This is a genomic window from uncultured Thiohalocapsa sp. (genome assembly GCF_913062725.1).
GTDB lineage: Bacteria > Pseudomonadota > Gammaproteobacteria > Chromatiales > Chromatiaceae > Thiohalocapsa.
In genome coordinates this window covers 18,879-37,471 of the sequence record NZ_CAJXWY010000021.1, presented here as the reverse complement: position 1 = coordinate 37,471, position 18,593 = coordinate 18,879, and the positions used below count along the sequence as shown (strand labels likewise).

At 68.6% G+C, this 18,593-nt stretch carries 17 protein-coding genes; 16 read left to right on the top strand and 1 reads right to left on the bottom strand.

Features of this window, described 5'->3' with window-relative positions:
• Positions 1–35 precede the first annotated feature (35 nt).
• From tsf to rnhB, 14 genes are all read left to right on the top strand, one after another.
• Complete coding sequence (gene tsf / locus QZ588_RS07815; RefSeq protein WP_295541486.1) at positions 36–926, top strand: translation elongation factor Ts; 891 nt, start codon at positions 36–38, stop codon at positions 924–926.
• A 207-nt stretch (positions 927–1,133) separates the two neighbouring features.
• A complete protein-coding gene (pyrH, locus tag QZ588_RS07810) occupies positions 1,134–1,868 on the top strand; it encodes a UMP kinase (protein WP_295541484.1) in 735 nt (244 codons plus the stop codon).
• Positions 1,865–2,422: a ribosome recycling factor gene (frr, locus tag QZ588_RS07805; protein WP_295541482.1), complete on the top strand. Its 558-nt coding sequence runs from the start codon at positions 1,865–1,867 to the stop codon at positions 2,420–2,422. Before pyrH ends, frr begins: the two co-directional genes overlap by 4 nt.
• 43 nt (positions 2,423–2,465) lie before the next feature.
• A complete protein-coding gene (uppS, locus tag QZ588_RS07800) occupies positions 2,466–3,233 on the top strand; it encodes a polyprenyl diphosphate synthase (RefSeq protein ID WP_366929543.1) in 768 nt (255 codons plus the stop codon).
• Positions 3,234–3,240: 7 nt separating this feature from the next.
• Positions 3,241–4,062: a phosphatidate cytidylyltransferase gene (locus tag QZ588_RS07795; protein ID WP_295541478.1), complete on the top strand. Its 822-nt coding sequence runs from the start codon at positions 3,241–3,243 to the stop codon at positions 4,060–4,062.
• On the top strand, positions 4,059–5,246 hold the full coding sequence (gene ispC / locus QZ588_RS07790; RefSeq protein ID WP_295541476.1) for a 1-deoxy-D-xylulose-5-phosphate reductoisomerase: 1,188 nt from the start codon (positions 4,059–4,061) through the stop codon (positions 5,244–5,246). Before QZ588_RS07795 ends, ispC begins: the two co-directional genes overlap by 4 nt.
• Positions 5,247–5,249: 3 nt before the next feature.
• On the top strand, positions 5,250–6,617 hold the full coding sequence (gene rseP, locus QZ588_RS07785) for an RIP metalloprotease RseP (RefSeq protein ID WP_295541474.1): 1,368 nt from the start codon (positions 5,250–5,252) through the stop codon (positions 6,615–6,617).
• A 292-nt stretch (positions 6,618–6,909) separates the two neighbouring features.
• Positions 6,910–9,192 carry an outer membrane protein assembly factor BamA gene (gene bamA, locus QZ588_RS07780; RefSeq protein ID WP_295541528.1) on the top strand — a complete coding sequence of 761 codons (2,283 nt, stop codon included), beginning with the start codon at positions 6,910–6,912 and terminating at the stop codon, positions 9,190–9,192.
• A 44-nt stretch (positions 9,193–9,236) separates the two neighbouring features.
• Positions 9,237–9,719 carry an OmpH family outer membrane protein gene (locus QZ588_RS07775; protein WP_295541526.1) on the top strand — a complete coding sequence of 161 codons (483 nt, stop codon included), beginning with the start codon at positions 9,237–9,239 and terminating at the stop codon, positions 9,717–9,719.
• Between the two features lie 35 nt (positions 9,720–9,754).
• Complete coding sequence (gene lpxD / locus QZ588_RS07770; RefSeq protein WP_295541473.1) at positions 9,755–10,855, top strand: UDP-3-O-(3-hydroxymyristoyl)glucosamine N-acyltransferase; 1,101 nt, start codon at positions 9,755–9,757, stop codon at positions 10,853–10,855.
• A gap of 317 nt (positions 10,856–11,172) precedes the next feature.
• Entirely contained in the window at positions 11,173–11,607 is a 435-nt protein-coding gene (gene fabZ / locus QZ588_RS07765) for a 3-hydroxyacyl-ACP dehydratase FabZ (RefSeq protein WP_295541472.1), read from the top strand.
• A 3-nt stretch (positions 11,608–11,610) separates the two neighbouring features.
• On the top strand, positions 11,611–12,393 hold the full coding sequence (gene lpxA / locus QZ588_RS07760; protein ID WP_295541470.1) for an acyl-ACP--UDP-N-acetylglucosamine O-acyltransferase: 783 nt from the start codon (positions 11,611–11,613) through the stop codon (positions 12,391–12,393).
• Positions 12,390–13,550 carry a lipid-A-disaccharide synthase gene (gene lpxB, locus QZ588_RS07755; RefSeq protein ID WP_295541469.1) on the top strand — a complete coding sequence of 387 codons (1,161 nt, stop codon included), beginning with the start codon at positions 12,390–12,392 and terminating at the stop codon, positions 13,548–13,550. The genes lpxA and lpxB overlap by 4 nt, the downstream gene beginning before the upstream one ends.
• Positions 13,547–14,179, top strand: a complete 633-nt coding sequence (gene rnhB / locus QZ588_RS07750; protein WP_295541467.1) for a ribonuclease HII — start codon at positions 13,547–13,549, stop codon at positions 14,177–14,179. The genes lpxB and rnhB overlap by 4 nt, the downstream gene beginning before the upstream one ends.
• A gap of 66 nt (positions 14,180–14,245) precedes the next feature.
• Here the strand turns inward: rnhB and QZ588_RS07745 are convergent, their stop codons facing one another.
• Positions 14,246–15,622, bottom strand: coding sequence for a YihY/virulence factor BrkB family protein (locus QZ588_RS07745; protein ID WP_295541465.1), 1,377 nt, complete (start codon positions 15,620–15,622; stop codon positions 14,246–14,248).
• A 292-nt stretch (positions 15,623–15,914) separates the two neighbouring features.
• Between QZ588_RS07745 and QZ588_RS07740 the strand changes: the two genes are divergently transcribed.
• Complete coding sequence (locus QZ588_RS07740; RefSeq protein ID WP_295541463.1) at positions 15,915–16,439, top strand: peroxiredoxin; 525 nt, start codon at positions 15,915–15,917, stop codon at positions 16,437–16,439.
• A 109-nt stretch (positions 16,440–16,548) separates the two neighbouring features.
• Positions 16,549–18,585: an alkaline phosphatase D family protein gene (locus QZ588_RS07735; protein WP_295541462.1), complete on the top strand. Its 2,037-nt coding sequence runs from the start codon at positions 16,549–16,551 to the stop codon at positions 18,583–18,585.
• The last annotated feature ends 8 nt before the right edge of the window (positions 18,586–18,593 follow it).

Below are 18,593 nucleotides of genomic sequence, written 5' to 3'. Positions count from 1 at the left end.
TTCATCTTTTCGTTCTGCAGCACTTGGAGTAGGTCATGGCAATCTCTGCCAGTTTGGTGAAGGAGCTTCGCGAGCGCACGGGCGCCGGCATGATGGAATGTAAGCGCGCGCTGCAAGAGACCGATGGCGACATCGAGGCGGCCATCGAGGCCATGCGCAAATCCGGCCAGGCGAAGGCCGCCAAGAAGGCCGGGCGGATCGCCGCCGATGGCGTCGTGGAACTCCAACTCGCCGACGGCGGCACCCGCGGCGTCATGGTGGAAATCAACAGCGAGACCGACTTCGTTGCCAAAGACGAAAACTTCGCTCGCTTCGCGCAAACCGTCGGCGAAACGGCGCTGGTCAGCGCTGCGGCGGATGTCGAGACACTGGGCGGGCAACCGCTCGCCGGCGATGGCGCGACCACCCTCGACACCGCCCGCGAGGCGCTCGTCGCCAAGGTTGGTGAGAACGTCCAGCTGCGTCGGCTGGTGCGCTTCGACGCCCCCCAAGGGCGGCTGCACAGCTACCGCCACGGCGTGCGCATCGGCGTCATCGTCGACCTGGTCGGGGGCGACGAAGCCCTCGGGCGCGACATCGCCATGCACATTGCCGCCACCAACCCCATGTGCGTCAGCGCCGACGACGTGCCCGCCGAGGCGCTGGAGCGCGAGCGCGAGATCTTTCGGGCGCAGGCGCTCGAGAGCGGCAAGCCGCCGGAGATCGTCGACAAGATCATCGGCGGGCGCATGCGCAAGTTCACCGAGGAGGTGACGCTGCTGGGCCAGGCCTTCGTCAAAGATCCCGACACCAGCGTCGAGCAGTTGCTGAAGCAGGCCGGCGCCCGGGTGGCGGCCTTCGCCAGGCTGGAAGTGGGTGAGGGCATCGAGAAGAAGACCGAGAACTTCGCCGAAGAGGTACAGGCGCAGGCCAAGCAGGCCGAGTGACCCGCGTCTGCGACGGTGGGTGCGGCGACCGGGGAGGGGCCGCCGTCATAGCCGCCGGCGCGCATGGCGCAACCGGTGGTCGCCGGCGGCCGCGATCGGCCGCACCACAACGGCCCTGCTCGTGTATCATGCGCCCGCACCGCAGGGCTCACCTCTCGAGCCCGCCGCCGCGCCAACAGCCAGCGTCGTCGACTGTCCGCTCCGCCCATGACCGAAGCATCGCCTCCTCTGCGCCGGGTCCTCGTCAAGCTAAGCGGCGAGGCGCTGCTCGGTGACGGCGCCTGCGGCATCGACCCCGACGTGCTCGCACGGCTGGCACGGGATGTGGCGGAATGCGCCCGTGCTGGCACCCAGATGGCCCTGGTGCTGGGCGGCGGTAACATCTTCCGCGGTGCCGGCCTGGCCGCCCGCGGCATGGACCGCGTCACCGGCGACCACATGGGCATGCTGGCCACGGTGATGAATGCCCTCGCCATGCAGGATGCGCTGGAGCGCATCGGGGTGCCCACCCGGGTGATGTCCGCGCTCAAGATCAACCAGGTCTGCGAGGACTACATCCGCCGCCGCGCCATACGCCACCTGGAGAAGGGACGCGTGGTACTGTTTGCCGCCGGTACCGGTAATCCGTTCTTTACCACCGATTCCGCCGCCAGCCTGCGCGCCGTGGAAATCGATGCCGATCTCATGGTCAAGGCGACCATGGTCGACGGTATTTACTCCGCGGACCCGAAGCAAGACCCACAGGCCCGCTTCTACCCCCGCATCACCTACGACCAGGCGCTGCGCGAGCGCCTCGGTGTCATGGACCTCACCGCCGTGGTGCTGTGCAGGGACAATGGCATCCCGTTGCGGGTCATGAGCATTTTCGAGCCCGGAGCGCTGCAGCGCGTCGCCGCCGGGGAAGAGATTGGCTCGCTGGTCGAGCCTGGACACGAAGCATGATCGACGACATCAAGAAAGACGCCGCCGAGCGCATGGCCAAGAGCGCCGAGGCGCTCAGCCATGAGCTCGCCAAGATCCGCACCGGTCGGGCGCACCCATCGCTGCTGGACCACGTTCGCGTGTCCTACTACGGCAGCGAGGTGCCCATCAGCCAGGCCGCGAGCGTCGCCGTCGAAGACGCCCGCACCCTCACCGTCACACCCTGGGACCGCAACATGGTGTCCGTGGTCGAGAAGGCCATCATCCAATCCGATCTCGGCATCAATCCGAACACCGCCGGCACCGTCATCCGTGTGCCCATGCCGCCGCTCACCGAAGAGCGCCGGCGCGACCTGCAGAAGATCGCCCGGGCGGAAGCCGAGCAGGCGCGGGTCGCCGTGCGCAACATCCGCCGCGACGCCAATCACCAGCTCAAAGAGCTGGTGAAGGAAAAACTGATCTCCGAAGACGACGAGCATCGCGGCGAGGAGATCGTTCAGAAGCTCACCGATCAGTTCGTGAAAGAGGTGGACCGGATCCTGGAGGAGAAGGAAGCCGATCTGATGTCCATCTAGCGGGCGCTCGCACCCACGAAGCGCACCACAAGTGAGTAGCGAGATCACGGCCATCGACGCCAAGGGCAGGTCCAGGGGTGTACCGTCGCACGTCGCCATCATCATGGATGGCAACGGCCGCTGGGCCAAGCAACGCGGTCTCCCGCGCAGCGCCGGTCACCGCGCCGGTGCGAAAAGCGTGCGGGTCGTCGTCGAGGAAAGCATCCGCCACGGCGTGGGCGCCCTGACGCTGTTCGCCTTCAGCAGCGAGAACTGGCGCCGCCCGCGCGCCGAAGTCATGGTCCTGATGGAGATCTTCATGAGCACGCTGCAGATGGAGGTGCAGCGACTGGTGGAGCACGACATCCAGCTGCGCGTCATCGGTGATCTCTCTGCCTTCTCCGAGCGGCTGCAGGCGCAGTTCCACGAGGCCCAGGTCGCCACCCGCAACAACCGACGGCTCATCCTGCAAGTGGCCGCCAACTACGGCGGGCGCTGGGATGTGACCCAGGCCGTGCGCGCCATCGCCCGCGACGTCGCCGCCGGTCGGCTGGCACCCGAGGCCATCGATGAGGCCTGTGTCGCCGCGCGCCTGTCCTTTCCCGATCTGCCCGACCCTGATCTGTTCATCCGCACCGGGGGCGAGAAGCGCATCAGCAACTTTCTGTTGTGGCAGTCGGCCTACGCAGAGCTGTATTTCTCCGAATTGATGTGGCCGGAATTCGACGCCGATGCCTATGGGGCGGCGCTGCATGATTTTGCGCGCCGCCAGCGCCGCTTCGGTCGCACCGGCGAGCAGATCGCGGCCAGTGTGGATGTCGTCGGCGGCTGACGGACCTGTGGCGGGCGATGCGTTACGGGCACGACTGCGCACCTCCGCCTGGCTGGTGCCGGGATTCGTAGCTGGCGTGCTGTTGTTGCCAACATCGCTGTTCGCCGGCTTCATCGCCGCCATCGTCATGCTGGCCGCCTGGGAATGGGCGGCGCTGGTGGGCGTCGACACGACGCCGGCGCGCCTGGCGATGATCGCCGTGGTGGCCCTGACGCTCCTGCTGCTCTGGGGCATCGGCGCCCCCGCGCTGGCGCTGCTGCCGGCATTGTTGTGGTGGCTCGGTTGCGCCGCGGCACTGCCACGTCTGCGGGTGCAGCCGGCGGCGGGCATCGATTGGGGGCTGCTGGCGCTCGGGCTGCTCGTGCTCGCGGCCCCATGGCTGGCGCTGGTGCGGTTGCATGGCGGCAGCGACGACGGTCCGATGCTGGTGCTGGGCCTGGTGGCGATGATCGTGCTGGCCGACTCGGCGGCCTATTTCATCGGCCGGCGCTTCGGCCGGCACAAGCTCATGCCCCGTCTCAGCCCCGGCAAGACCTGGGAGGGGCTCGCCGGCGCACTCGTCGCCGTGGCACTCGCACTGGTGCTCGCGGGCTGGGGGCTGGGGCTGGCTGTCGCGGGCCAGGCGCTGCTGGTGCTCCTCGGCGTCATCACCGTGGCGCTGTCGGTGGTGGGCGACCTGTTCGAGAGCTGGCTCAAGCGCCGGCGCGGGGTGAAGGACTCGGGTACGCTGCTGCCCGGCCACGGCGGTGTGCTGGATCGCATCGACAGCATAACCGCCGCTGCGCCGGTGTTCGCATTGGGTTTCATCTGGTTGGGGTTGGCGCAATGAAAGGCATCACGATCCTCGGCTCCACGGGCTCCATCGGCGTCAGCACGCTGGACGTGGTCGCCCGTCATCCGGAGCGCTTTCGCGTCGTCGCACTGACCGCGCATCGCAACGCCGAACGCCTCGCCGAGCAATGCCGGCGGTTCAATCCGGACTACGCCGTGATGGTGGACCCCGCCGGCGCTGATGCGCTTACCGCACTGCTGGCCGATATGCCGCGGCCGCCGCGGGTGCTGCGCGGGGCCGAGGCCCTCATCGAGGTGGCCGCACTGGACGATGTGGAGTATGTGATGGCCGCCATCGTCGGCGCCGCCGGGCTCATGTCCAGCCTGGCGGCGGCGCGCGCCGGCAAGCGCCTGATGCTGGCCAACAAAGAGGCCCTGGTGGTGGCGGGTGCGCTGCTGATGGACGCCGCCCGGGAGAACAACGCCACGCTGCTGCCCATCGACAGCGAGCACAACGCCATCTTCCAATGCCTGCCGCCGGCCCATGAGCGCGGGCTGCCCGAGGCGGGCGTGCAGCGCATCCTGCTCACCGCCTCCGGCGGCCCCTTCCGCGATGCCGATCCGCAGACCCTGGTGGCGGTGACCCCCGAGCAGGCGGTGGCCCACCCCAACTGGAGCATGGGCCGCAAGATCTCGGTGGACTCCGCCACCATGATGAACAAGGGCCTGGAGATCATCGAGGCCTGCTGGCTCTTCGCCACCCGTCCCGAGCGCATCCAGGTGGTGGTGCACCGCCAGAGCGTTATTCACTCCATGGTGCAGTACACCGACGGCTCGGTGCTGGCGCAGTTGGGCAACCCGGACATGCGCACACCCATCGCCCATGCCCTGGGCTGGCCCGAGCGCATCGGCGCCGGCGTCGAGCCCCTGGATCTGTTCGCCATCGCACGGCTCGACTTCGAGCCGCCGGCGCCGGAGCGCTTTCCCTGCCTGCGCCTCGCCTACCGGGCCGCGCGCGAGGGTGGTACCGCGCCCGTCGTGCTGAATGCCGCCAACGAGGTCGCCGTCGCCGCTTTCCTCGATCGGCGCATCGGCTTCACCGACATCGCCCGCGTGGTGGAGCAGACCATGGATGGGCTGCCGCCGGAGCCCGTGGACCTGAGCGGGCTCGAGCACGTGCTGAGCGTCGACGCCGCCGCCCGGCGCGCAGCGGAACAATGCGTCGCCGCGCTGGTCGCATAGCCCATGCTCGTCCTGCTCATCAATATCGTCGCCTTCCTGGTGGCCATCCTCCTGCTCGTGACCATCCACGAGTTCGGCCACTTCTGGGTTGCGCGGCGGCTCGGCGTCAAGGTGCTGCGCTTCTCCGTCGGCTTCGGCAGGGCGCTCTACACCTGGCGCCGCCGCGGCGACGACACGGAATACGTCATCGCCGCGCTGCCCCTGGGCGGCTATGTGAAAATGGTCGACGAGCGCGAGGACGACGTCGACCCGGCGGATCTCCCCTACGCCTTCAATACCCAGCCGGTCTGGAAGCGCAGCCTCATCGCCGTCGCCGGCCCGGCGGCGAACTTTCTGCTCGCCATCCTGCTCTACTGGGGCCTGCTCATGGCCGGGGAGAGCGGCCTGCGCCCGCAGGTGGGCGCGGTTACACCGGCGTCCGTCGCCGCCGAGGCCGCGCTGGCGCCGGGCGACGTCATCCAGAGCGTCGATGGGCAGCCCGTGGCCACCTGGGGACAGTTCTGGCGGGTGCTGTTGTCGGCGTCCCTCGGCGGCGACGATGTCGATGTGGTCGTCGTCACCGCCGATGGCGACCGCGCCCTGCGCAGCCTGCCCGCCGACGAGCTGTCACGGTTGGGCGCGGGGCAGAACTTGTTGTCCCAGCTCGGTGTGGAACGCTACACCCCGCCCATTCCACCGGTCATCGCCGAGGTGGTATCCGGCCAGCCGGCGGACACCGCCGGCCTGCAACCGGGCGACCGCATCGTCGCCATGGACGGTGTCGCCGTCACGGGCTGGATGGACTTCGTCGAGGCCGTGCAGGCCAATCCGGGTAATGCCCTGGCCCTGCGGGTGCTGCGCAACGGCTCCGAGCGCCTGCTGCAGCTGACGCCGCGCGCCGTCGCCCGCGACGACGGCAGCCAGGTGGGGCGCATCGGCGCCGGCCCTGAGGTGCCCGGGGATCTGTTCGCAGACCTCGCGGTGACGGTGCGCTACGGACCCGTGGATGCCTTCGTCGAGGCGCTGCGCCGGGTCGGCGATCTCTCCGTGATGACCCTGCGTCTGGTCGGGCGCATGCTCGTGGGCACGGCTTCGGTCGAGAATCTGAGTGGGCCCATCGGCATCGCCGACGCCGCCGGCAAGACCGCCAGCTTCGGGATCGAGCCGTATCTGCAGTTCCTGGCGCTGCTGAGCGTCAGCCTTGGCCTGTTGAACCTGCTGCCGATTCCGGTGCTCGACGGCGGCCAGCTCTTGTATTTCGCCTTCGAAGCCGTGCGCGGGCGACCGCTCTCCGAGGAAGTCCAGGCCTACGGCCAACGCCTTGGCATCCTATTGATAGTCTGCTTGATGACTTTGGCCTTCTACGTGGATATTGCTCGAATCTTTGGCTAGACGGGCCGCTTGTCCTATACTGATGCGGTCTGGGGACCGGGCGACCGTTCGCTATCCCTGGCGAGACGTCTAAGGACAGCGAAGACGCGGTTTCCATCGTCCGTCGCAGCCGATCATCGCAGCCGCCTGCACACGCGCAAGCCGCGCACTGCGGAGCCAAAGCGTATACGTCCTCTCGCCCTGGGTACGACGGCGGTGGCCGCAGGTCGTTCTGCAGCTGGCCAACGCCTTCGGGGGACGCGTGTCACAACCCACAGCCCAAGCCGCCGGCCGACGCCGGTCCGCCTTGTCCATGGTCCTCGCCCTGCTGCTCATGGCGGGTGCGGCGGCCGCAGATGTCTTCCAAATCGCCGACATCCGCATCGAGGGCCTGCAGCGTATCGCCGCCGGCACGGTCTTCAATTACCTGCCAGTACAGATCGGCGATACGGTTGGTGACGGTGTCACCGCGCAGATCATCCGCACCCTCTACGGCACGGGCTTCTTCGAAGATGTCGCGGTGGAGCGCGACGGCGACGTGCTGGTCATCGCCGTGCGCGAGCGTCCCGCCGTCGCCGAGATCGAGATCACCGGCAACAAGTCGCTCAACACCGATGTTCTCAAAGAGGGGCTGGTGGAAGTGGGTCTCGCCGAAGGGCGCGTGTTCGATCCCTCCGTGCTCGATCGCATCGAGCAAGAGCTCCAGCGTCAATACTTCGCCTCCGGCAAGTACGGCGTAGGCATCGAGTCCACGGTCTCGCCCCTGGAGCGTAACCGCGTCGCCGTGCGCATCGAGATCGACGAGGGCCTCACCGCACGCCTGAAGCAGATCAACATCGTCGGCAACGAGGCCTTCACCGACAAGGAACTGCTGAAGGAGTTCAAGCTCGGCACCACCAACTGGCTGTCGTTCTACACCAAGAACGATCGCTACTCGCGCCCGCAACTGGCGGGCGACCTCGAATCACTGCGCTCGTTCTACCTCGACCGCGGCTACATCGAGTTCGAGATCACCTCCACGCAGGTGTCCATCAGCCCGGACAAAAAGGATATCTACCTCACCATCGCCGTGGACGAGGGCGATATGTACCGCGTGAGCGACATCCAGCTCGCCGGCGAGCCATCGGTTCCCGCCGAGCGCCTGTTCCCGCTCATCCACATGCGCCGCGGCGAAGTCTACTCCCGCAAGACCGCCACCGAGAGTGCGGACCGCGTCTCCAAGCTGTTGGGCGACGAGGGCTATGCCTTCGCCAACGTCAACGCCGTGCCCGAAGTGGATGCGGACGCCAAGACCGTCGCCGTAACCTTCTTCGTCGATCCGGGCAACCGCGTGTATGTGCGCCGCATCAATATGCAGGGCAATACCCGCACCCGCGATGAGGTGCTGCGCCGGGAAATGCGCCAGCTCGAGACCGCGTGGTTCTCCACCGATCTGGTCAAGCGCTCCCGCGAGCGCCTGCAGCGCCTCGGTTACTTCGAGGAAGTCAATATCGAGACCCCGGCGGTGCCCGGCACCGCCGACCAGGTCGACGTCAATGTCACGGTGAAAGAACGTCCCTCCGGTAACCTGATGGCCGGCATCGGCTTTTCCCAAAGTGAGGGGCTCATCTTCAACACCAGCGTGTCACAATCGAACTTCCTCGGCACCGGCAAGCGGGTGGCCTTCGCCTTCAACACCAGCCGTACCGCCCAGCTCTACCGCCTGGCCTACACCAATCCGTACTACACCATCGACGGCATCAGCCGCGGCTTCGACGTCAGCTATCGCTCCACCAATTTCGATCAGCTCATCGGCGCCGATTACTCCACTGATGTCGGCCGCGCGGCCATCGACTTCGGCTTGCCCATCTCCGACACCGCCCGGGCGGGCGTCGGCGCCTACTATCAGTACACCAAGTTCTTCGCCGGTCAGTCGTTGCTCGCCCGGGACTTCGTTGCCGAAAACGGCGATGTGTTCAACGACTTCTTCCTCACCGCGAGCTATGTGAACGACTCCCGCGACTCCGCGGTCTTCCCGAGCGAGGGCAGCCTGCAGAGCCTGTTCGGCGAGATCGCCATCCCCGGCAGCGATCTGCAGTACTACCGCATCACCGCGCGCGGGCGCCAGTACCTGCCCCTCGCACGGCGGGTCACGCTGGCACTCAAGGGCGATCTCGGCTACGGCGATGGCTATGGCAGCACCCAGGCACTGCCCTTCTTCGAGAACTTCTACGGCGGCGGCCCGCGCAGCGTGCGCGGCTTCAAGGCCAACACGCTGGGCCCGCGGGAGACGACGCTGGACCAAGACCCGGTGGGTGGCAATCTCGAGCTCACGGGGGGCCTCGAAGTCTATGCGCCGCCGCCGCTGGGGGATAACCTGGCGAATACGGTGCGGGTCGGCGCCTTCCTGGACTTCGGCAATGTCTGGTGGACCGATGACACCGACCTGGTCACGCCCACGGGCTTCGAGCTCGGCGACCTGCGCTACTCCACCGGCCTGTCCTTCGCCTGGCTCTCGCCGGTCGGCGCCCTCACCGTGAGTCTCGCCTACCCGCTCAACAAAAAAGACCAAGACGAAGAGCAAGTCTTTCAATTCAGCTTTGGCCAGACGTTCTGATGTTGCTTCGCCCCTCTCCCTCGTTGTGCTACCTGTCGCTGGCGATGGCGCTGCTGGCGGCGGCGCCCGCCAGCGCGCAACAGCTCAAGATCGCGGTCATCGACCCCAACCGCATCGTCGAGGAGTCGCCGCAATACGAGGAAGCGCGCCAAACCCTCAGCACCGAAGTCGCCGAGCGCGAAGCCGATCTGCTCGATCAGCAGGAGTCCATCGATCGCCTGGAGAGCAAGCTCGAGCGCGACGGCGCGCTCATGCGCGAAGAGGAGGCCAAACGGCTACAGAACGACATCCGCACCCGCAAGCGCCGCCTGCGCTACGCCAAGGCCGAGCTGCAGGAAGATTTCGCCCTGCGCCAAAGCGAGCTGCGCACCAAGCTGGTCAAGCAGGTCGAAGAGGTGGTCCAGCAAATCGCCAAGGAACAGAACATCGACTTGATCGTGAGCGAGGGCGTGGTCTATTTCAGCGAGCGCATCGACATCTCCGCGGACGTGGTCGAGCGCCTCACCGAAGAATTCCGCCGCCGCTGATGACCGGTGGCGGTGTGTGCAGGATGGTCTGAGCGGTGGCGCTAGCGGCCAGCGAACTGGCGCTCGATCTCGGGCTGACGTTGCGCGGCGACGACGTGACCCTCGCGGGCGTCGCGCCGCTGCACGCGGCGACGGCCGACAGCCTGAGCTACTTCGCCGATCCGCGCTACCGTGACCGGCTGGCGACGACCCAGGCCGGGGCGGTCATCGTCGGCCGCGCCGACGCCGATGCCGCGCCCTGTACGGCGCTGATCGCAGACAATCCGGCACTGGCCTTTGCGCAGGCCGCAGCGCGGCTGCATCCGCGCCCGCGTCCCCCGGCTGGCGTGCACCCAAGCGCCGTGGTGGATGCGAGCGCCCACATCCACCCCACCGCCGCCATCGGCCCCCTGTGCGTCATCGCCGCCGACGTCCGCATCGGCGCCGAGGTCGAGCTCGGCCCGCATTGCAGCATCGGCGCCGGCAGCCATATCGGTGCCGGCAGCCAGCTGGTCGCGCGCGTGAGTGTCTGCGCCGGCGCTCACATTGGCGCCAGGAATCTGCTGCATCCGGGCGCCGTCATCGGCCGCGACGGCTTCGGCTTCGCCAAAGACGGCGAGCGTTGGGTCCGCATCCCCCAGGTCGGCAGTGTCCGTCTCGGCGATGATGTGGAGATCGGCGCCAACAGCATCGTCGACCGCGGCGCCATCGAGGACACGGTCATCGCCGACGGTGTCAAGATCGATAACCTCGTGCAGATCGGCCATAACGTCGTCATCGGCGAGCATACGGCCATGGCCGCCTGCTCCGGCATCTCCGGCTCCACGCACATCGGTGCCCGTTGCACCATCGCCGGTGCCGTGGGCATGGCCGGGCATTTGCACATCGGCGACGACGTCCATTTCACCGGCATGGCCATGGTGACCCGCTCCCAGGACAGCGCCGGCGTCTATAGCAGCGGCATCCCGGCCATGCCCAATGCCGAGTGGCGCCGACTCATCGCCCGCTTGCGCCGGTTGCCTGTGCTGCAGGCGCGTGTGCAGCAGTTGGAGCAGGCCCCAGCGCAGGCCCCAGCGCAGGCGCCGCAACAACAGGGTCAGGCGCCTGACCAGGGCCCGCCGCAGCCGAGCGCACCGACGCCGCGGCGCAGGTCATAATCTCGTAACCTCGATGGGGCGCGCGCCACCCGCCCGGCGTCCGGGGCACGCCGATGCGAGCCCGGTGCCGTTCCACGGCCGCCGCGGGCCGGGTGGCTTGGTTAGCCGCCGGCGGGCGACGTCGCCGGGCCGCCGATGCGCGCGCCATCGCCAGTGATTCAATAACAAACTCGACCAATGGACCCTGCTGCAAGTCCCGCACCGCTCAGCCATCCCCCCGCCGCCGCAGCCGTCGTGCTGCGGCGGCGGCCCGGCTGTTGCGGCGCTCCGCCTTGTGGCAGCGTCTCGTCAGGGCCCTGGAGGCAACATTGACAACGATGGACATTCACAAGGTGTTGCGTCTCCTGCCGCACCGCTATCCGTTCCTGCTCATCGACAAAGTCCTCGAGTTCGAGCCGAGCCAGCGCTTGCTGGGACTCAAGAACGTCAGCATCAACGAGCCTTTCTTCACCGGCCACTTCCCGATCCGTCCGGTCATGCCCGGCGTGCTCATCGTCGAGGCCATGGCCCAGGCCACCGGCCTGCTCGCCATGGAATCGAGACCCGACGAGGTGGGTGAAAAATCCCTGTATTACTTCGTCGGCATCGACAAGGCCCGCTTCAAGCAGCCGGTGGAGCCGGGCGATCAGCTGCTTTTGGATGTCACCGTGCTCCACGTCAAGCGCGGCATCTGGAAATTCGCCGGCGAGGCGCGGGTGGGCGACAAGCCGGTGGCCACCGCCCAGATCATGTGCACCGCCCGGGACCTGTGAGTCTTGAGCCAGCCTCGGATACATCCCACCGCCGTCGTCGACCCCGCCGCGGCCGTCGCCGAAGACGTCCAGATCGGTCCCTATGCCATCGTCGACGCAGCGGTGGAGCTTGCCCGCGGCTGCATCATCGGGCCCCACGCCGTCCTGCGCGGGCCCACCCGCATCGGCGCCGGCACGCGCGTGTACCAATTCGCGTCCGTCGGCGAAGAGCCCCAGGACAAGAAGTACGCCGGCGAGGCGACATCCCTGGTCATCGGCGCCCGTAACGTCATCCGCGAGTGCGCCACCATCCACCGCGGCACCGTCCAGGACAACCGCGAGACCCGCATCGGCGATGACAACTTGTTTATGGCCTACACCCATGTCGCCCATGACTGTGTCATCGGTAACCATGTCATCATGGCCAATGCGGCCTCCCTCGGCGGCCATGTGCAAGTGCAGGATTGGGCCATCCTCGGCGGCTTTTGCATCGTCCACCAGTTCTGCCGCATCGGCGCCCACAGCTTCAGCGCCATGGGCTCGGTGGTGACCAAAGACGTGCCGCCCTACCTCACCATCGGCGGACATCCGGCGCAGCCGCGAGGCATCAACGCCGAGGGACTGCGCCGCCGGGCGTTTTCGGCGGCGGCCATCGCGGCGCTGCGCCGCGCCTATCGGCTGCTCTATCTCGGCAACCTCAAGCTCGTCGACGCCGTCGAGCAGATCCGCGTCCTCGCCGACGCGCACCCCGAGCTGATGCCGTTGGCGGATTTCGTCGCCGACAGCACCCGCAGCATCGTGCGGTGAGCACGCGACTGGCCATCGTCGCCAACGAGCCCTCCGGCGATCTGTTGGGGGCAGCCCTGGTGCAGGCGCTCCAGGAACGGCTGCCGGAGGCCGAATTCGTCGGCGTCGCCGGCCCGCACATGCTCGCCCGCGGCTGCCAAAGCCTGATGCCCCAGGAGCGGCTGTCGGTGATGGGACTGGTGGAGGTGCTCGCGGTGCTGCCGGACCTGCTGCGCGCCCGCGCCGAGCTGGTGAGGCACTTTGCCGCCACGCCGCCGGCGGCGTTCATCGGTGTCGATGCCCCGGACTTCAATCTCGGGCTCGAGCGGCGCTTGCGCCGGCGCGGCATTCCAACGGTCCACCTGGTGAGCCCGACGGTGTGGGCCTGGCGGCGGGGCCGGGTGCGCAGCATCCGCCGTGCCGCCGATCTCATGCTCTGTATCTTCCCGTTCGAAGAGACCTTCCTGCGCGCGCACGGCGTCCAGGCCCACTACATCGGACACCCCCTGGCCGATGCGATCCCGCCCGAGGACCAAGGCCCCGCGGCCCGGGCGGCGCTGGGCCTGGCGGCGGCGGATCTGGTGGTTGCGCTGCTGCCCGGCAGCCGTCGCAGCGAGGTCTCGCGGCTGGCGGCGCCCATGCTGCAGACCGCCCGCTGGTGCCGCGCGCATAGGCCCGGGCTGCGCTTCGTGGCGCCCATGGTCTCGACCGGGTTGCGGGCGCTGTTCGAGGCCGAGCGCGCCCGCGTGGCGCCGGAGCTCGACGTGCAGTTGCTCGCCGGCGACAGCCGCAGCGCCATCGCCGCCGCAGACGTGGTGCTCACCGCCTCGGGCACCGCCACCCTCGAGACCCTGCTGCTGCACCGCCCCATGCTGGTGGCCTATCGGCTGCACCCGCTCACCTTCGGCCTGGTCAGGGCACTGCGGCTCATCAAGGTCCCCTATGCGGCCATGGCCAACCTGCTCGCCGGCGAGGCGCTGGCGCCGGAATTCATCCAGGGCCGCTGCCGAGCGTCGCTGATGGGGCCGGCCCTGCTCGCCATGCTGGACGACGCGCCGCGGCGGGCCGCCATCCGGCGCCGCTACGCCGAGCTCCACGGCCTGCTGCGCCGCGACGCCGCGCGCACCGGCGCCCGGCACATCCTAGACCTGCTCGCCGCCCGCGGGCGCGCAACATGAGCACGCGCGGCACCGCACAAGCATCCGCCCTGGTGGCGGGCGTGGACGAGGCCGGACGCGGCCCGCTGGCGGGGCCGGTATGCGCGGCGGCGGTGATCCTGCATCCGGCGCGTATCCCCGCGGAACTCGACGACAGCAAGCGGCTCACGCCACGGCGCCGCGCCGGCCTGGCAACCACCATCGAGGCCACCGCCGAGGCCTGGGCGGTGGCCTGGGCCAGCCACCTGGAGATCGATCGGCTCAATGTGCTGCAGGCATCCATGCTGGCCATGCGCCGGGCCCTGCTGGCGCTGCGGCTCACGCCGACGCTCGCATTGGTGGATGGCAACCGCTGCCCCGAAGATCTCCCCTGTCGCGCCCGCGCCGTGGTCGGCGGCGATGCCCTGGAGCCCGCCATCAGCGCCGCATCCATCCTCGCCAAGGTGGCCCGGGACCGGGAAATGCAACGCCTGGATGCGCAGTATCCGCACTACGGCTTCGCCCGCCACAAGGGCTATCCCACCGCCGAGCATCTGGCGGCGCTGCGGCGCCACGGTCCCTGCGTCATCCACCGCCGCTCCTTCGCGCCGGTGCGGGCGCTGCTCGCACCGGCGCCGGGTCCGGGCGAGCCGGACCCCCTGACGCTCTGAGGGACACCCTGACCGACACCCTGGCCGATGCCCAATACCAGCACCCCCAAGGGTGTGCAGGTGGGCTCAGGTCGCCGGTTGCGATGGGGCGGCGGCGTCCGTGCTCGCGGCGCTGTCCACGGCCAAGGCCCTGAGGCTCATGTCCGCCAGCGCCTCATCCATGGCCTGCTGCAGGCGTGCCTCCACGGCGGCGACCGGGGTTCCCGCCGGCGGCGCCGGCGTCGCCTGCGGGTCTTCGCCGTAGCGGCGGACATGGCGCAGCAATTGCTGCACTTGCAGCAACTCCGGTGCCTGCGCCGGCACATAACGGGGCGGCTCGCTGGCGGTGGGCACCAGATAGCCACCGGCACGCAGCATGCCAAGCAGCGTGTGCACATGCGTCAGCGGCATGCCGAGCTCGTGGGCCAGCGCCTCGGCGTCCGCCGCATCGGCGCCGGCGTAATGCCGGCGCACCACCGCCTGCATCAGCAGCAATGCGAGCCGCTCGCGCAGGCGGTTGCTGAGCCGCAAATCCCGCTCCCGGCTCACCAGGTACTCCGGATACTGTAAATAGAAGGCGATGTTGGCACCCACCAGCACGATGAGCCAGGCGATGTAGAGCCAGATCATGAAAAGGATCAGAATCGCCAGGCCGGAATAGATGGCCGCGTAGCGCGTCGAGCCGGCCATGAATTGGGCAAACAGGCTGCCCGCCAGCAGCCACAGCACCCCCGCCACCACCGCCCCCAGCAGCGACGGCTTCAGGCGCACCCGGGTGTTCGGGACGAAGTTGTAGGCGAAGGTGAAGGCGAGCGTGATCAGCACGAAGGGCACCACGCCTTCGGCGACCTGCAGCAGCCAGCCGAGGGGCTGGATGTCCGTGAGGGTCTGGACCACGACATTGCGCCGGAGCGATGCCGAGGCGGCCAGCGCCGAGAACAGCAGCACCGGCCCCACCAGCAGCACGCTCAGGTAGCGGCTGAAGCGCTCGGCCAGCGGCCGCTGGTGCTGTACGCGCCAGGTCATGTTGAACACCTGCTCGATCTTTGAGATCAGCGACAGCACCGACCACAGCAGCACCGCCAGGCCGACGGCGCCGAGCACGCGCACATTGGTGTTATCGACATAATCGATGATGCGTCCCGCCACCTCCTGCGCGCCGGCGCCGAGGGGGTGCAGCGCCTGCAGCAGCATGGGCTCCAGCTGGTTGTGCACGCCGAAGCCCTGCAACACCGAAAAGCTTACCGCCAGCAGCGGCACCAGGCTGAGCAGTGTGGCGTAGACCAAGCTCATGGCGGCCAGCGTGAGCCGGCCCTGGGCCAGATCGCGGCCGATGGCGTATGCCATGCGCAGCGGCAGGCGCAGCCGCCGCTGCCAGGCGGGGAGGGCGGCGGCGTCGCCCCACAGCAAGTGCTGCCAGGCGCTCGCGGCATCCTGGGCGGACAAATGTCGAACAGCGCTCATGGTCTACCCGTCGCAGCTGGGTGTTGGTTGTTTGCGGGCCGGGTGGCGGGGGACGCCGTGGATAGCTCCCGGTCAACGGCACCATAGCATGTCTGCTGCGAAGACCTCTGCCCGCCGCCGGCCAAAATTGCTGCAGCCGGTCCCCCTGAAGCCATAACCTCCGAAGCCAGACCCGCGGCAACTTGCGCCGACAGTCGATCGACGCCAGCTACAACTCCGCCGGCGCGCCGGGCCGCACGAGCCCGCGTGCGGCCGGCGAGCGCACCCTATCCACCCAGGAGGCCCGCACCCAGTGAACCACCCGAACATCCCCGCCCTGCTCACGGCGGCCTGTCTGCTCTTACCCGCAGTGTCCGCCGCGGCGGACGCCGACACCGACCTGCTCGAGCCCATGCCCGACAAGCCCCCGGCGCCGGGCTTCGAGCTGCAGGGACCGCACGGGCGCACACACAGTCTGGCGGACATGCGCGGTCAGCCCGTCATCATCAACTTCTGGGCCACCTGGTGTCCGCCCTGCCGCGCCGAAATGCCGGCCATGCAGCGTGGCTGGGAAGTCGTGCAGCAAGAAGGCATCGGGGTCGTCGCCGTCAACGTCGGCGAGAGCAAGGACGAGGTCGGGGCCTTTGCGCAGCAGCTCGGCCTCGACTTCCCGCTGCCCATCGACACGGACATGAGCGTCTCCCAGCAATGGCCCATGAAAGGGCTGCCCACCACCTTCGTCCTCGATCCCCAGGGCCGCATCGTCTACCGCGCCCAGGGCGAGCGGGAGTGGGATGATCCCGACCTGCTCGATCGGGTGCGCGCCCTGCGCGAGTGATGCCAGCCAATGACAGCCCATCGTCGCGCGCAGGGAACATGGGTGGACGAAGTGTATAGAATGAACGCCATTCGATGATCGTCGTCGCCGCCTGAATCCGCCCGTATCCTTGCAAGCCGCCGCACCGCCATTACCCCCCATCATCGCGGGGCCCATCCCGCGCCGCATCGGGCCCGACCGGATCGTGCTCTGGCTGGCACTGAGCGCGCCGCTGGACCTGCGCCTTTGCATCTATCGCGCCGGCGACGGCGCGCCGCTGCTCGCCGCAGACAGCCCGGCGGCGACGGCGACGCAGGTGCGCGTGGGCACGCACGCCTTCGTGCGGCTGATCGACCTGCAGCCGCCGGCGCCGCTGCCCGTCGACGAGTTGCTGGAATACGACCTGCGTGTGACCACCGCGCACGGCGAGCAGGGGCTGGCGGACCTGCTGCCCGACCTGTGCTACCCCGGTCACGCGCGCCCGACGCTGGTCATCCGCTCGCGGCTGACGGACCTGGTCCACGGCTCCTGCCGCAAGCCCCACTTCGACGGACCGGACGCCCTGCTGCGCCTCGACGACCTCATCGCCGCGGCGCCCGCCGATGCCCTGGCCCGGCCGGCACTACTGATGATGAGCGGCGATCAGATCTACTGCGACGACGTCGCCGGCCCCATGCTCGCCGCCATCCACCAGGTCATCCACCGGCTCGGGCTCTATCCGGAGCGCCTCACCGGCGCCACCGTCGTCGACAGCGATGCGCTGATGGCGAGCGACGCCTGCTACTACCGCCGCCAGGACCTGCTGCCCCATACCCAGGCCAACCGCGCCCTGCAAGACATCTTCTTCGGCGGCGCCAGCAAGCCCATCTTCACCACCGCCTCGGCCCACAACCACCTCATCACCCTGGCCGAAGTGGTGGCCATGTACCTGCTGGTGTGGTCGCCGGCGCTGTGGCCCCAGATCCACCTGCACCCGCAGCGTCCACCCCGGTCGCTGCCGGCCAAGCTGGCCGCCTGCTACGCCGCCGAGTGCCCGGTGATCGAGGGCTTTCGCGACGGGCTCGCACGGGTGCGCCGGGCGCTGGCACACCTGCCCGTCTACATGATCTTCGACGATCACGATATCACCGACGATTGGAACCTCTCCCGCGGCTGGGAACAGGCCGCTTATGGCCATCCCTTCTCCCGGCGCATCATCGGCAACGCCCTGATCGGCTACTGGCTCTTCCAGGGCTGGGGGAACGACCCGCAGCGCCACGGCGAGCTGCTGGACGCCGCCCGACGATGCCTGCCCGCGCACGACGCCGTCACCGACGCGCCGCCCGCCACCGTCGAGCCCGCACAGGGGGCAACACCCGCACCCACCTCGGTGCCACCACTGGCCACAGCACCCGGCGGGCACCCGCAGCCACAGGACCGGCTCATCGACCGCCTGCTGGACTTCGACCACTGGCACTACAGCCTGCCGACCTCGCCGAAGCTGGTGGTGCTCGACACCCGTACCCACCGCTGGTGGTCCGAGTCGAGCCTCACCAAGCCCTCCGGGCTGATGGACTGGGAAGAGCTCTCGGAGCTGCAGCAAACCCTCATGCACGCAGACGCCGTGGTCATGGTCTCCGCGGCGCCGGTGCTGGGTGTGAAACTGATCGAGAACGTCCAGCGCGTGTTCACCTGGTTCGGACTGGCGCTGCTGGTGGATGCCGAGAACTGGATGGCACACCCGGGCGCGGCCAACGTCATGCTGAACATCTTCCGCCATCGGCGCACGCCGCGGCATTTCGTGATCCTCTCCGGCGATGTCCACTACAGCTTCGTCTACGATGCGGTGCTGCGCTTTCGCTCCCACTCGCCGCGCATCTGGCAGATCACCGCCAGCGGCCTCAAAAACGAATTCCCCCACACGCTGCTTGGCTGGTTCGACCGCCTCAACCTCTGGCTCTACGGCACCCGCTCGCCGCTCAACTGGCTCACCCGCCGCCGGCGCCTGCGCCTGCGCGCCCGGCGTCCCAATGGCAACCGGCGTCGGCGCCTGTACAACGTCAGCGCGCTCGGGCGGGTGCGCCTGGATGCGAGCGGCACACCGGTGGACATCCGGCTGCTGACCGCCGACGGCGGCGAGGTGGACTTTCCTGCACCGCCCCGAGCGGGCCGTCATCCGTTGCGGTAACGCCGGCG